The organism is bacterium (assembly GCA_013360215.1).
Taxonomy (GTDB): domain Bacteria; phylum CLD3; class CLD3; order SB21; family SB21; genus JABWCP01.
On record JABWCP010000044.1, the window covers coordinates 1 to 14,653 of the forward strand.

The 14,653-nt window shown below is 44.8% G+C and carries 13 protein-coding genes; 5 read left to right on the forward strand and 8 right to left on the reverse strand.

What is annotated here, in order from left to right; translation table 11 throughout:
* Positions 1–57 precede the first annotated feature (57 nt).
* The gene (locus tag HUU58_15555; protein NUN47090.1) at positions 58–741 is read right to left on the reverse strand and encodes a hypothetical protein; all 684 of its coding nucleotides are present in this window, start codon (positions 739–741) and stop codon (positions 58–60) included.
* Positions 742–891: 150 nt separating this feature from the next.
* Between HUU58_15555 and HUU58_15560 the strand changes: the two genes are divergently transcribed.
* From HUU58_15560 to HUU58_15575, 4 genes are all read left to right on the forward strand, one after another.
* Complete coding sequence (locus HUU58_15560) at positions 892–1,953, forward strand: adenylate/guanylate cyclase domain-containing protein (protein NUN47091.1); 1,062 nt, start codon at positions 892–894, stop codon at positions 1,951–1,953.
* Between the two features lie 131 nt (positions 1,954–2,084).
* Positions 2,085–3,260, forward strand: a complete 1,176-nt coding sequence (locus HUU58_15565) for a phosphoserine transaminase (GenBank protein NUN47092.1) — start codon at positions 2,085–2,087, stop codon at positions 3,258–3,260.
* Between the two features lie 13 nt (positions 3,261–3,273).
* Positions 3,274–4,863, forward strand: a complete 1,590-nt coding sequence (locus HUU58_15570; GenBank protein ID NUN47093.1) for a phosphoglycerate dehydrogenase — start codon at positions 3,274–3,276, stop codon at positions 4,861–4,863.
* Positions 4,864–5,050: 187 nt separating this feature from the next.
* On the forward strand, positions 5,051–6,616 hold the full coding sequence (locus HUU58_15575) for a hypothetical protein (GenBank protein ID NUN47094.1): 1,566 nt from the start codon (positions 5,051–5,053) through the stop codon (positions 6,614–6,616).
* Positions 6,617–6,997: 381 nt separating this feature from the next.
* Here HUU58_15575 and HUU58_15580 read toward each other — a convergent pair whose 3' ends face one another.
* The 6 genes from HUU58_15580 to katG all read right to left on the reverse strand — a co-directional run bounded on the left by HUU58_15580 (position 6,998) and on the right by katG (position 12,373).
* On the reverse strand, positions 6,998–7,441 hold the full coding sequence (locus HUU58_15580; GenBank protein NUN47095.1) for an SRPBCC family protein: 444 nt from the start codon (positions 7,439–7,441) through the stop codon (positions 6,998–7,000).
* Positions 7,442–7,458: 17 nt separating this feature from the next.
* Positions 7,459–8,154: a GNAT family N-acetyltransferase gene (locus HUU58_15585; GenBank protein NUN47096.1), complete on the reverse strand. Its 696-nt coding sequence runs from the start codon at positions 8,152–8,154 to the stop codon at positions 7,459–7,461.
* Between the two features lie 234 nt (positions 8,155–8,388).
* Entirely contained in the window at positions 8,389–8,922 is a 534-nt protein-coding gene (locus HUU58_15590) for a hypothetical protein (protein ID NUN47097.1), read from the reverse strand.
* 4 nt (positions 8,923–8,926) lie between these two features.
* Positions 8,927–9,172, reverse strand: a complete 246-nt coding sequence (locus HUU58_15595) for a hypothetical protein (protein NUN47098.1) — start codon at positions 9,170–9,172, stop codon at positions 8,927–8,929.
* A gap of 4 nt (positions 9,173–9,176) precedes the next feature.
* Positions 9,177–9,989 (reverse strand): SDR family oxidoreductase, encoded by an 813-nt coding sequence (locus tag HUU58_15600; protein NUN47099.1) that lies wholly within the window; start codon positions 9,987–9,989, stop codon positions 9,177–9,179.
* A gap of 203 nt (positions 9,990–10,192) precedes the next feature.
* Positions 10,193–12,373 (reverse strand): catalase/peroxidase HPI, encoded by a 2,181-nt coding sequence (gene katG, locus HUU58_15605; GenBank protein ID NUN47100.1) that lies wholly within the window; start codon positions 12,371–12,373, stop codon positions 10,193–10,195.
* A gap of 173 nt (positions 12,374–12,546) precedes the next feature.
* On the opposite strand from katG, the gene HUU58_15610 reads away from it, so the two are divergent.
* Complete coding sequence (locus tag HUU58_15610; GenBank protein NUN47101.1) at positions 12,547–13,500, forward strand: hydrogen peroxide-inducible genes activator; 954 nt, start codon at positions 12,547–12,549, stop codon at positions 13,498–13,500.
* A gap of 64 nt (positions 13,501–13,564) precedes the next feature.
* Here HUU58_15610 and traF read toward each other — a convergent pair whose 3' ends face one another.
* Positions 13,565–14,242 carry a conjugal transfer protein TraF gene (traF, locus tag HUU58_15615; protein NUN47102.1) on the reverse strand — a complete coding sequence of 226 codons (678 nt, stop codon included), beginning with the start codon at positions 14,240–14,242 and terminating at the stop codon, positions 13,565–13,567.
* Positions 14,243–14,653 lie beyond the last annotated feature (411 nt).

Below are 14,653 nucleotides of genomic sequence, written 5' to 3' on the forward strand. Positions count from 1 at the left end.
AACATAAACAAAAAAGGCGGCTCATCGGCCGCCTTTTTTTATCATCATTTTCAAATATTACTTCGCTGCAGGCTCTGCGGGTTTTTCGGTAGCTTCCTGACGACCGGCTTCACGGGCATCGTCCATTTGTTTTTTACGGATAATGCGGCTGAACTGATTGGGCGAAATGCGCACGTTGCCTTGATTGACAAACGTACCGAACACATCATCATTATAATACACCCATACATTAAAGCCCGGCAAAAGATCATCGGCCAAGAAGGATTGTTCCAACAATTCATTTGCACGTTTAGGATCTACGCCTTTTTCTTTCGTCAAAAAATCATAGCCGATTTTGTGATGCGTATCACCGGCTTTGACGACGACAGGACGCGGCAGTTTGGCTTTCATATCTTCCAAATCCGCATTGAGCTTTTCGATGGTTTTATTTTTATCAATAATCTGGGTGAGCATACCTTTGGTCGAAATATCCTGTTCTTTGGAAATCATGTCCTGAATCAGTTTGAGCTGCTCTTTATTCAATCCCATCATAGAATCCGGTAAAACGATAGGCTGTTCGTCAGCTTTGCGGGACTCGTTGTATTTACGAACGGCTTCCGCAATTTCCATATTGATGGAACCGATCTCTTCGTTTTTCTTGCTGACTTTTTGCACTAAGCGCTGAAATTCTTCGATGTTGCTGGGTTTGCCGCAACTGATCAGGCTAAGCACAAACGCGCTCAGGATGAGATTCTTTAACATGGTTTTTTCTCCTCGATACATGATATTTGGGTTTAGGGTTCACTAACGCGCGATTGTAGGTTTTAGCCCCGCCAAAGTCAAGGAAATTTAATCACGGAATAAATCACCTGACTCTACGTTAGTAGGCGTGTACCATATAAGGAGAGGAACATGCCGAAAACAGCCATCAATACTGATTTTGTACAGCGTGCGCTGAAGCAAATAACGGAAAATGACCATGGAATACGTCATTTAGATAAACTACAAGAATGGATCACTCAATGCAGCGATACCGAGGCGACTTCGATCAATTTATACCGATTATCCGAATCGTGGGGCGTGGATATACGCGAACTGACCGCTCTTTTTTTATGGGCTACCAAGTTCGGGTTATTTGATCTGCACTGGAATATTCGCTGCCCGATGTGCAACGGCAAAACGGAAAACCATGATTCGCTCGGGCATATGCATTCGGGCAGCCATTGCGTGATGTGCAAAAGCGATTTTGTATGTGAGCTTGATAACACCATCGAAGTGACATTTAGCATCAGCGGCAACGTACGCCCGCTACCGGAAAATACGGGTGAAGGAAAAAGCGCACCGGCGGATCAGAGGTTGAACGGATTTCAGATCATCAATTCACCGATTTTTCGTAAGTACTTTTCCGATGAACTTCTTTCCGAGCAGGAAAATTTGTCCGTTCGCCATGTTGCAATCATGTTTACCGATCTCAAAGGTTCGACGCAAATGTATCAGCAACTCGGCGATGCGCGGGCTTTTAAAATCGTTCGACAACATTTTGACGTACTCGAACAAGCCATCCATGCCCACGGCGGTGTGATCGTCAAAACTATCGGCGACGCCGTCATGGCCAGTTTTGCTAAAACATCCGAGGCCGTCGGTGCCGCGATCGATGCCCAAAAAAAATTCCGCACGTTTAACGAAAGTATGCAGTTGCAAGACGGCGTGACGATACGCATCGGTATTCACGTGGGTAATTCTTTGATGGTGACGCTCAATAACCGGCTTGATTATTTCGGTACGATGGTCAATATCGCTGCCCGTGTCGAAGCGCTCGGGGATGGCAATGAAATTCTGATCACGCGCAATGTATTTGATGATCTCGGCGTAAAAAACGAATTGCTGTCACGCGCGCAGAGTATCCAACCGTTTACTGCGCGGCTCAAAGGAATTCGCGACGAACAAAAAGTCATGAAAGTAGTGTATAACTAATTTTTACCGTTCGTTATGCGCTCATAATAATTTGCATATTTTTATTGAGAGAATGTTATATTAAAGCGTGATGCATGCGATCACGCTTTTTGTGTTCTCTATATACCCATTACAATAAAAGTACATCCTTTATGAGCAAACCATCCGTCAAACCTCAAAACACATTTTTTTCATCCGGTCCTTGCGCCAAACGTCCGGGTTGGAGCGCCGATCAGCTCCCGTCACGTACCGTAGGACGTTCTCATCGCGCTAAAGTTTCGAAGGCCGTAATCGAAGAAGTCATTGCAAAATCCAAACAAATTCTCGGTGTTCCCGATGATTACCGGCTCGGGATCGTACCCGGCTCGGATACCGGTGCCATCGAAATGGCGTTATGGAATTTTTTCGGCCACCCTTCCGTAGAATCGCGGGGCATTGATATGCTGGCTTGGGAAAATTTTGGGTATGAATGGGTCTATGATGTCGAAAAACAATTGAAAATAGTCAACGTACGTCCGATGGTAGTTCCATACGGGCAAATCCCGGATCTCACGCAGGTTGACTTTCACCACGATGTAGTTTTTACGTGGAACGGCACAACCTCCGGTGTTTGTGTTCCTGATGCAACGTGGATACCTGACGATCGTGAGGGTCTGACGATATGCGATGCAACTTCGGCCGTATTTGCCATGCCTATAGACTGGAAAAAAATAGATGTGCTCACGTATTCGTGGCAAAAATCCATGGGCGGTGAAGGTGCCCACGGTGTTTTGATCCTATCGCCGAGGGCCATTCAGCGGCTGGAGTCTTTTCCTCCGATCATCGCTATGCCCAAAGTTTTTACGATTTTAAAAAAAGGAAAACTCAACGAAGAGATCTTCACCGGTGCCACGATCAATACCCCATCCATGTTGTGCATCGAAGATGCCTTGGACTCATTAAATTGGATGATCCGTGAAGGCGGATTAACAGCTATGATCGCGCGTTCGCAGCAAAGCTTATCGGAAATAAAAACATGGATTGCCTCATCGCCGCGGTATGCTTTTCTCGCAGAAAATCCGAAAACGATTTCCAATACATCCGTCTGTCTAAAATTGAAGTCCGACATGTATCTGTCGCTGTCTCCGGATGCACAAGTCAAATTTGCCAAAGATGTTGCCGCATTGCTCGAAAAAGAAGGTGCGGCTTACGACATCGGTTCCTATCGTGATGCACCTCCCGGTCTGCGCATCTGGTGCGGTGCGACGATCAATCCGGCGGATGTAAAATTATTACTTCCCTGGCTTGATTGGGCTCATGACGAAATTGCACGTACTTTGAAATTCTAAACCGAAAAATATTATGATTAAGATTCTTATCTCCGACAAACTCAGCCCTGCCGCTACGGAAATTTTCCAACGGCACGGCATTACGGCGGATGTTCGCCACGGATTGACCAAAGAACAACTGATCGAAATCATCGCGGATTACGACGGACTTGCCGTTCGCTCTGAAACCAAAGTCACACGCGAAGTGATCGAACGCGCCACACGGCTCAAAGTCATCGGACGGGCCGGTATCGGCGTGGACAATGTGGATGTGCCGGCGGCCACGGCACGCGGTATCGTCGTGATGAATACGCCGTTTGGCAATTCTGTCACTACGGCCGAACACGCCGTGGCTATGATGATGGCGCTTGCCCGGCGCATTCCGCAAGCCAGCACTTCCACCCATGCCGGCAAGTGGGAAAAAAGTAAATTTATGGGTGTGGAATTGACCGGAAAAACACTTGCCGTAATCGGTTGCGGTAATATCGGCAGCATTGTTGCCGACCGCGCACGCGGATTGCGAATGCGTGTTTTAGCGTATGATCCGTTTTTAACACGGGAACGTGCGGAGTCGCTCGGCATTGAAAAAACCGAATTGGACGACGCGATAGCACAAGCTGATTTTATCACACTGCATACACCGCTCACCGACGCGACACGCCATCTTTTCGATGCGGCACGATTAGCACGTTGCAAAAAAGGCGCACGAATTATCAACTGCGCACGCGGCGGACTTATTCACGAACCGGCATTGAAATCGGCCATCGATTCGGGACATATCGCCGGAGCCGCACTGGACGTGTTTGAAGTCGAGCCCGCCAAAGAAAATATTTTATTCGGCATGGAGCATGTCGTGCTGACGCCCCATTTGGGCGCTTCAACCAACGAGGCTCAGGAAAACGTCGCATTGCAAATCGCGGAACAAATGTCCGATTTTCTCAACACGGGTGCGATCACCAATGCGGTGAATATTCCCTCCATATCCGCCGCCGAAGCCACGGCACTCAAGCCTTATTTCAAATTAGCGCGCCAGATCGGAACATTAGCCGGCCAACTCCAGCAATCGCCTATTCAATCAATCACCTTTGAATACGAAGGACACGTTGCCGCGCTCAATACTAAGCCGCTCAATTTACTTTTAGCACAAGGTGTCATGGTCGCATTTGATCAAAACGTCAACATGGTCAACGCGTTATATATTGCTAAAGAACGCGGCATGACCGTAAGTGAAACTAAAATCGAATCCGAAGGAAATTACAAAACTCTAATTCGCTTGCGGATCGTTACCGAAAAAGAATCATTCAGTTGTTCAGGTACACTCTTTGACGGCGACAAACCGCGCATCGTAGAGGTCAATGGCATCACACTGGAAGCCGTTCTAAGCGCATCGATGCTTTTCAGTACCAATGATGACAAACCCGGTTTTATCGGTAATCTTGGAAAAATTTTAGGTGACGCGGACATCAATATAGCCCACTTTCATCTCGGTCGTAATCAAGGCAAGACTGAAGCGATGGCACTCGTAACCGTCGATTCGCCCGTTCATTCTGATGTCATCAGTACGATAAAAAAATTGCCCAGTGTACGACGTGTCGTGGCATTAGATTTTTCGGGCGTCGTTTAAATTTTAATAGAATACGGCTTACATCGTTTATCAAACCCCTCGCGGTTTGCTTCGCTTGTTATCAATTCAACGAACTTTTACAGAAAGTTCTTTCATGGGTTTTTTGTTGTCCCCAAAGCGGATTAATCCATTACACACCGTAATCGCTTTGATATTCGGGTTGCTCCATACTCACTGCGGTTCTTCTATGGTGCCTGCACCAACTGGAACTCCGCTTCGTTTGTCGCAGCTGGACAGCCTTATCGTGACATCCGATACGATGCCTTTTTTAGACAAACAAAAACTCTGTGAGATATTAGGCCATTTTCCTGCAGATGCATGGCATCAAAAACCGATCACGCTTCAAATGTATCCTGATTTTGAATCCAAATGGAGCGCCACTAAAAACACGATTGAATATTCATACGATCGCAGTACACGTACTATCCACCTTGTGGATATGAAACTGACCCGCTTGCGATTGAATGAAATTATTGCGGCGTATATCGCCGAATTGTGTTATGGGGAAAAATATCCGCGCCTCACCGAGGGGCTCGCTATGCTATATTGCGGGACATATTACGGAATGCCTTTACCTTGGTGGGATAAAAAATCAGCGTTGCTCGGCCTGACAAACAAAGAGCGATTAATAACTACACCTGAAAATTTTGAAAATCCTTTTTTGTACACGATGTTAGCTGTTCAGTTTTGGCAAAAGCATCACGATCAAATTCATTCGATCTTTGCAAATCCCAACCCCTTTATTGCAAAATTTGAACCGACTTTGCAAGTGGCGCCACCTGCACACGTATTCCCTCCGGACAGCATTCCGTATTTCAAAGGTGTTTGTTTCGCACATACCAACGGTGTCGGCAGCGGCTATATGTCCAAACAATCCCGGACTTCGATGCAGCGTCTTAAGGAAATAGGCGTTGACGCCATTTCACTCACACCATTTGGTTATGCGAAAAGCACGACCGAACCTCGTGTACATTTTGTTTTAGATCGTCATTGGGATGAGACGCTCGGAGGTTTATTCAAAGCCGCCGATGATGCGCATGATCTCGGCATCCATATCATGATGAAACCTCATATCTGGGTACGCGGTGCATGGTGCGGCGAAATTGATATTCGTGACTCAACCGACCGGATCGCATGGGAAAATTCATATGCTCAATATGCGACGTATCAAGGCCTCATCGCAGAACTTGCCGGTATGGAGTCCATGTGTATAGGTCTTGAGCTGCCCCGGATGACACGCGATACCGCCATGTGGAAACGCATCATCCGTCACATACGCATGGCATACAGCGGTATCATCACGTACGGTGGGAATTGGTTTGATGAATACGAGCATATCGGCTTTTGGGATGATCTTGATTTTATAAGCATTCACGCTTACTTCCCGCTCGCTCACACCGTCGCTACACCGCCGGATTCGTCAATCCTGATGGCACGTCAAGTCGCAGAACGGCTCGCCGTTTTGTCATCGCAGTGGAAAAAACCTGTCGCGTTTACGGAAGTAGGTTTCCCAAGTGGCGCCCGTGGACTCATCAGTCCACACGAAGAATTTGATGACGTCCCTGCGGATTTTGACAAGCAGGCTTTCGCTTACCGTACGATTTTAGAAACATATCGGGGTAAACCCTGGTTCAAAGGTTACTTTTGGTGGAAATGGGAAAGCGCCAATTCAACGTGGAAAGGGTTTGATAAAATGCTGCAATTCCGCGAAAAACCTGCCGAACGCGTGTTACAGGAATTTTATTCGCGTTAATTTATCATAAGCCGGAACCTAAGCGAAACAGCGAACTGTCCGTATTTGAATTCATCCCTCGCCAAGACGCTAAGTCGCAATGAAGAGATTTATTAATCACTCTGCGGCTTTGCGAGAATAATACAAGCTTATCTAATAAAACTCATTACACCAAATTCTAAGGGCGCCGGGTAAGAACTTCAACGACGTACCAGGGCGCACACAATAGAATATATCCCTCGCCAAGACGCTAAGTCGCAATGAAGATTTATTAATCACTCTGCGGCTTTGCGAGAATATTACAAGCTTATATAATAATACTCATTACACCGAATTCTAAGGGCGCCGGGTAAGAACTTAAACGACGTGCCAAGATACCTGTATTTGTAAATTTGCCTTCAATTACTCTTGAATCTCAGGCTCTACCAGATGCGCAAGATACGACAAAGACTCCTGCCAACCTAAATAACACATTTCAGGCGGAATGACCTCCGGTATATTTTCTTGCGATATGTTCAATTCCGTACCGCACAAAACTTTTTTTAAGACCACCGTAACCATCATTTCGCCGGGAAGATTGGGATCGTCAAATTTATCCGTGTAGCGAATACGTTCATACGGTGTAAGCTCCAAAAATTCACCGCCAAACGCATGACTTTTCATCGTTGTGAAATTAGTAAAAGACATTCTAAACGTACCGCCTATTTTTACATCCATGTGATGCACTTTGCACGTGAATCCGTGCGGCGGCAGCCAGCGCGCCATCGCATCGGTATCTGTAAATGCGCGGTAGATTTTTTCCGGAGTAGCCTTCAAAACGCGGTGTAGACGAATCGTGTTTCCCATGATTTAATTCCTTTTACTTATGTAAAACGCTCGTTCAGTCTGTACTCTTGATATTCACCCACATCTATAAAACCGATTTTTTTATAGAGCGGAACACCTTCAACCGATGCTTGCAATACAGCTGCCGTGCAGTCTCTTTTTTTGGCTTCCAGAAGGCAAAACATAGTCGTCGCCCAACCCAATCCCTTTCTTCGATGCGATGCACGCGTACTTACGTTATAAAGACCGGCCACGTTATTCTCCATCACGACTTCGGCCGTACAAACGGGTTCGTCTTCGTAATTTCCTATAAAAAATTCAATAGGGCATTTTTTTTTAGACGCCATCCCAGCAATCATCGTGTAAAATGCGATGACATTTTGATCAGGTGGCGTCCAATTACTTGCCGTTATGTGAGCAAAACTCAGCACATCGCTATCGGATAAAACCTTTCGCATCGCGAAATTTTCAATAGGCGGAACCTCGTGAATTTGATTCAAATCAAGCCACATCGCCTTTTCTGACTCGACGAATTCAAATCCATTTTCTTCCAGTATACGAGATTGGGAAGGCGTGCACCGCCCCGGGCCGACCCAACAAGAAAATGGACGCCGTGTAGTCCGGATATAATCTCTGACGGTATTTATATTTGATCGGGAAAAAACCAAATTGGTGATGATATTAAATGTATCACACGCCAATCCCGAATCGCAGATCAATACGTCATCGTTCATCTCCACCTTCATCATAGGATGACGTTGATGAAAATAACGTATTACACATTTAATAAATATTTAAGAATTTTTACCAATTTTTTAGCGATAATTAAGAAAGCTACGTTTGATTAATATATACTTAGATTTTTAGGTTGCGATGTGAAATTTAACAGTAGTTGACAATTTAACAATAAAACATTGAACTTATGATTTGCTAAAGTTGACAATTAATATGTATAGTTTCTTAAATATTTATTTAAAAAAACGATAGTAGTAACTGCGTTTACCGAGACCATTACAATAACTACATTGTTCAAGCCCAAAATACCGCTTAACCTTGCCAGTTTTATCACAAAAATTGCAGTCATAAATCTTATCATCAATAAACCATTCTCCGTTTTCTTTAGATAAAATTATAGAAACTTTCTGCGACTCTTCCATGTTATAATCATATTCTTGCACTACCACAACAGCGCGACTATCGCTTTGTACCTCAACTTTATCAATTAAGTTTGGAGATAATTCATAAGCCTTTAATCTTTTATTGAAACTATTCTTACGAACTTTATTGAAGTAATCATTTAATCTTTTAGAATTATAAGGCTCTGAATAGAAAGTATCGATTGTCGTTGTGTCACGCCAAATTTGTAAACTCCATGATGTTTGAATTAACTTATCTGGAGTTGATCTATCGATCTTCGGTTCTTGCTTCTTACTTTTAGGTTGTTCTATTGTTGAACACGAAACCAAAATAAAAATAAAGAAGATCATGACAGCGTTATTCATAACATCATCCCTCTCTTTTAGTTATCCCACCTGCGAGTGCATCGTATATTTTACGTGTCTCGGACTCGTTAAATCCAAGCTTTGCTACAAAATCATTATAGTCTGCTTTGGTTAAAAGATTTACCTCATAAAGTGTAAATAATCGACCAACCCATGCCAATTTAATATCCTCAGACATCACGGGTGCATCGTGTTCTATGATGTCTCTAATATCTTCATATTCTTTCTGCTGTTGATGTGTACGTTTCATTGTTTTATAACTCCTTCTGCTTTTCGTATTCCCAAAGCCGTTCGGCCGTCATGTTGCCCTGATAGTCGTGAATCAATATAACATGCCTATCGGCTTTCCTATTACTCAACCTACGAATCAAGCGCCCTCGGTCGCCGTAATCACCGCGAAGGTGTACCGCATACCAGTCAGATTGGTCAAGCGATATCTTCTGAATGATTCGGCTCGTTTTACCGGCATCAAATATCGGACTACGTTTTCTGGTATCAACGATCTCATATTCGCTGACTCGCTCTTCATCAATCAGTGAATCCGGTCGAACCGCAACCCATTCTAATTGTTTTGAATCTTTTACACGATCAAACAAATAATCCCCCGAATTCACGTTATCCGTATGCGGCGGCAAAAGTAATTTTAACAACGAAAATACTACGTTTTCTCCAAAGGTTTCTTTCTCACCGTGCGCTTTATTCGTATATCCTGTAGTGCTCATCAGCACGAATTTCTTTTTGTTTTGCGCAGTGCTCCATACGTCGGTGATTTTTTTTACGGTATTAAAAACAAGTTGATGCGGTTTACCAAATATCCCTTTGAATGTCAAATTATGACCGAGGCAAGACACCACTGCATCGCAATCGTTTATGAGCGCGCTGATCTGATCCATAGAAAACTCATGAATATTCCCTCGCACGATTTCTACGTTTGTATGCTCGGAAATTTCACTCGGTATTATCGCCGTCGGTCGTATAATAATTCTCACGGATATATTCTTGCTAACCAATTGTGATACTACCAATTTCCCTGTAGCCCCGCTGGCTCCGAATACTAAAATTCTCATAAAACCACCTCTCTACTATTTATAAATCCGAAAGCAATATATCAAATAAGTTTTATGGATAGGTTAACTTCTTTGTGCGATGTTTTTTGAGAAACCCAAGATGTTACTGATTAGCTGCATGGCATTTCTACTGAATAAAAAAAACCGGCAAGCTACGTATAACACTTGCCGGTTATCTCAATTAGATTATCGTCTGGCCAATATCATGCAAGATCAAAGCGATCAGCGTTCATCACTTTAGTCCATGCTGCCACAAAATCCTGTACGAATTTTTTCTGTGCATCACTTTGTGCATATACTTCCGCCAATGCGCGTAATTGGGAATTGGAACCAAAAACCAAATCTACGCGAGTACCGGTCCAACGCAATTCGCCGGTCGTACGATCACGTCCTTCAAATACGCCTTTAGCGCCCGGCGAGGCCACCCACGCCGTACGCATATCAAGCAGATTAACAAAAAAATCATTGGTCAATGTTTCCGGACGATGCGTAAACACGCCGTGTTTGGTTTGACCGTGATTGGCATTCAATACGCGCATACCGCCGATGAGCGCCGTCATTTCCGGTGCAGTGAGTGTCAGCAATTGCGCCTTATCTATCAGAAGTTCTTCGGCCGGCACATCGTAATCGGCCTTAAGGTAATTCCGGAATCCGTCGGCGACCGGTTCGAGGACGGCAAAAGAAGCGGCATCGGTTTGCGCTTGCGTAGCGTCCGTGCGTCCCGGCGAGAAAGGTACCGTGATATTTTGTCCGGCTTGTTTTGCAGCCAATTCGATACCGACACAACCGCCAAGCACGATCATATCCGCGAGCGAAATTTTCTTCTTTCCTCCGGGTTGTGCGCGATTGAATTCTTTTTGGATTTTTTCCAATTTGTTCAATACCGCGCTCAATTGTTCCGGTTGATTGACCGCCCAATCTTTTTGCGGCGCAAGACGGATGCGTGCCCCATTGGCGCCGCCGCGTTTATCCGAACCGCGAAATGTAGAAGCCGAAGCCCATGCGGTGGATACCAACTGCGAGACGGTCAGCTTGGATTCGCTGATTTTTTTCTTCAGCGCCGCGATATCTTTTTCATTGACCAGTTTGTGATCAGCGGTGGGAACAGGGTCTTGCCAGATCAGAACTTCTTTGGGTACTTCTTCGCCGAGATAACGTGAACGCGGACCCATGTCGCGGTGCGTGAGTTTGAACCATGCACGCGCAAAAGCATCGGCAAACGCTTGCGGATCTTTGTGAAAGCGACGTGAAATCGGTTCATAAATGGGATCCATGCGCAACGCCATATCCGCCGTGGTCATCATCGTTGGCACACGTTTAGTCGCATCGTGCGCAGCGGGCGCAAGATCTTTATCCGCTACGTTTTTTGGTGTCCACTGCCATGCACCGGCAGGACTCTTTACCAATTCCCAATCATAACCAAACAGCATATCAAAGTATCCGTTGTCCCACTGCGTCGGATTGGGTTTCCATGCACCTTCGATACCGCTGGTGATCGTGTCATCGCCTTTGCCGCTACCATATTTACTGATCCATCCAAGACCTTGTTCTTCGATACCCGCCGCTTCCGGTTCACGGCCGACATGGGAATCGGGCGCCGCGCCGTGCGCTTTTCCGAACGTATGTCCTCCTGCAACGAGCGCTACGGTTTCTTCGTCATTCATAGCCATACGCGCAAACGTTTCGCGAATATCGCGCCCCGAAGCGACCGGATCGGGTTTACCGTTGGGTCCTTGCGGATTAACGTAGATCAATCCCATTTGCACAGCACCGAGAGGATTCTCCAAATCGCGCTCGCCACTATAGCGTTTATCGCCGAGCCATTCGGTCTCGGAACCCCAATAAATATCTTCTTCGGGTTCCCATATATCTTCGCGCCCACCGGCAAAACCAAAAGTTTTGAAGCCCATAGATTCTAGGGCGCAATTACCGGCCAAAATCATCAGATCGGCCCATGAAATTTTGTTTCCATATTTTTGTTTGATCGGCCACAGCAAACGACGCGCTTTGTCCAAGTTGGCATTGTCCGGCCAGCTGTTGAGCGGTGCAAAACGCTGCGTACCGTTACCGGCACCGCCGCGTCCGTCAGCAATGCGATACGTACCGGCACTATGCCAGGCCATACGAATAAACAAACCGCCGTAATGACCGTAGTCGGCCGGCCACCACTCTTGCGAATCCGTCATGAGCGCATACAAATCTTTTTTGATGGCTTTGAGATTGAGTTTTTTAAACTCTTTGGCGTAATCAAATTTTTTACCCATAGGATTGGACAAAGACGAATTCTGATGCAGGATTTTCAGATTCAACTGGTTGGGCCACCAGTCCTGATTGGATGTTCCGCGGCCAGCCGCATGGAACGGACACTTGCTGATTTCACTCATAACCTTTTTCTCCCTGTTTTTAGATGAATTCGTAGGACGATTTTAGTATTAAGATTTGAATTGACGAACTGATGATATCATGCGTTTTTTACGTCTTAAAGATACCCATTTGATTTCATAAGTCAAATTGATTATTCTTATTTAATAATAGATAATATCTATATTAAAATTGAATGACATTACTGCAACTCACCTATATTGTCGCTGTCGAAAAGTACCGTAGTTTTTCCAAAGCGGCCAAAGATCGTTTTGTCACACAACCGACCCTGAGCATGCAGATTCAGAAATTGGAAGAAGAATTAGGCGTAACGATATTTGACCGAGGAAAGAAACCCGTAGCTCCGACCGACATCGGCCGCACGATCATCGAACAAGCCCAAGCGATTTTGCGCGAAAGCGATAAAATCATCCAGTCCGTAGAATCCGAAACCACCGAAGTCGCAGGAATTTTCCGCATCGGTATTATCCCCACGCTTGCACCTTATTTGCTCAATCTTTTTCTGCAGGATTTTATCACAAAACATCCGCGCGTAGAATTGGTCATCGAGGAATTGCAGACGCGGGAGATCACCGAACGATTGAATCGAAACGACCTTGATGCAGGGCTTTTAGCTACGCCGCTGCACCATAAGAACTTAGCCGAAAAACCGTTGTTCTACGAACCCTTCGTCGCATATGTATCCGAAGAACACCGACTAAGCACCAAGAAAAAAATTCACATCAACGATCTGCAAAACGGCGACATGTGGCTTCTGACCGAAGGGCATTGTTTTCGCAGCCAGACGCTCGCACTATGCAAACAAAAGAAAAACATAACCCCTAAACACAAAGGAGCATTGCGTTTCGAAAGTGGTAATCTGGATACGCTTAGAAAATTAGTGGAACAAAATTACGGTATGACGCTGTTGCCGTATTTAGCAGTTTCGGAATTATCCGATGAAAAGAAGAAGCTGTACATGCGCCCTTTTGCGCCCCCGGCTCCCAAACGTGAGATCAGTTTGGTGTACAATCGTTCTTACCCTAAAAAGAAAATTATCGAAGTGTTAGAGCATGCTATTCGCTTCTCCGTGCCGGAAGAAATATTAGAAAAAGATAAAAGCCTTATCGTATCCAGCATTCGCATTTGAAACAAATCTGCACAATGCAGGGAAATCGTTATCTATTTTATCCGGCTTGGATATCGCACACACTTTATGGTCGCAGCTCTTCCAATAACTTTTCTTTGCTGACTCTCCCTATGTGCGACCAAGTGAGGCGATTGTTTTTATATATATGAAACGTAGGCACGGTATGAATATGCAAAGTATCGGCAATCAACGGATGTTCGTCTATATTTATCGTAACCACATCAAAAGAATTCATATCTGCGATTTCATGTATAATAGGTTCCATCTGTCGGCATGGCGAACAATTCAGGGTGTAAAAATCAATCAACACCGGTTTTTTTGAACGGGTTAAAGAATCAAAACTATCGCGACTCATGCCGTCGTGTTCTGATGTAGTCGTTTTGGGATATCCCGCTGCTCGCCAGCTTATAAATCCTCCATCCAATTCATACACACGCTTAAAGCCCTTTTTGATCAAGCCGCGTCGCGCACCGGTACTTCGCCCTCCGACAGAACAATATAATAATATCGGTTTTTCTGGATCCCACCGGTCGGCGCGGTATTCAAATAACCCCATGTTGGCCCAGTTGATATTTTCGGCACCGGGAATATGACCGGACAGGTATTCTTTGCGTGTTCGTACATCGATCAATAAAGCATCTGGACTTTTTTTGATACTATCCGCAAATGCAGATGTCGAAAGAAATGCTGCGTTTTGAAATTCCTTTTTTTCTGCACACGATGTCAGTACCAACGAGATCATAAATATCAGAAATAATTTTTTTTCAACACTACAATAAAGCATAGATAAAAAGTTTAATTTCAATGATATCATCATATCAATTTATATTTGACGCTCACAGAACACAAGAGAAAAGACAGATATCAATCGAATATCAACGTGATTTATAAAAACTTTTCACGTAAAATGCACACGCTACCCTACATATTTATGCGGTTTATTAGTGTTAGTATTTTGACGGTAAAGTTTTCTCGGAATGTCCGATTTTAGGTATTGATTTGCTTCACCATGTGTATTATTTTTTTACTGTAGCACAATTCAAAAAACGTATCCGTTCTCGTCGAATGTTCTCGTCGAATGTTCTCGTCGAATGTTCTCGTCGAATGTTCTCGTCGAATGTTCTCGTCGAATGTTCTCGTCGAATGTTCTCGT

Excerpts from the sequence above, each read along its gene's own strand:
- HUU58_15555 (NUN47090.1), bottom strand. The coding sequence starts at position 741 with ATGTTAAAGAATCTCATCCTGAGCGCGTTTGTGCTTAGCCTGATCAGT.
- HUU58_15560 (NUN47091.1), top strand. The coding sequence starts at position 892 with ATGCCGAAAACAGCCATCAATACTGATTTTGTACAGCGTGCGCTGAAG.
- HUU58_15565 (NUN47092.1), top strand. The coding sequence starts at position 2,085 with ATGAGCAAACCATCCGTCAAACCTCAAAACACATTTTTTTCATCCGGT.
- HUU58_15570 (NUN47093.1), top strand. The coding sequence starts at position 3,274 with ATGATTAAGATTCTTATCTCCGACAAACTCAGCCCTGCCGCTACGGAA.
- HUU58_15575 (NUN47094.1), top strand. The coding sequence starts at position 5,051 with ATGGTGCCTGCACCAACTGGAACTCCGCTTCGTTTGTCGCAGCTGGAC.
- HUU58_15580 (NUN47095.1), bottom strand. The coding sequence starts at position 7,441 with ATGGGAAACACGATTCGTCTACACCGCGTTTTGAAGGCTACTCCGGAA.
- HUU58_15585 (NUN47096.1), bottom strand. The coding sequence starts at position 8,154 with ATGAACGATGACGTATTGATCTGCGATTCGGGATTGGCGTGTGATACA.
- HUU58_15590 (NUN47097.1), bottom strand. The coding sequence starts at position 8,922 with ATGAATAACGCTGTCATGATCTTCTTTATTTTTATTTTGGTTTCGTGT.
- HUU58_15595 (NUN47098.1), bottom strand. The coding sequence starts at position 9,172 with ATGAAACGTACACATCAACAGCAGAAAGAATATGAAGATATTAGAGAC.
- HUU58_15600 (NUN47099.1), bottom strand. The coding sequence starts at position 9,989 with ATGAGAATTTTAGTATTCGGAGCCAGCGGGGCTACAGGGAAATTGGTA.
- katG (NUN47100.1), bottom strand. The coding sequence starts at position 12,373 with ATGAGTGAAATCAGCAAGTGTCCGTTCCATGCGGCTGGCCGCGGAACA.
- HUU58_15610 (NUN47101.1), top strand. The coding sequence starts at position 12,547 with ATGACATTACTGCAACTCACCTATATTGTCGCTGTCGAAAAGTACCGT.
- traF (NUN47102.1), bottom strand. The coding sequence starts at position 14,242 with ATGATCTCGTTGGTACTGACATCGTGTGCAGAAAAAAAGGAATTTCAA.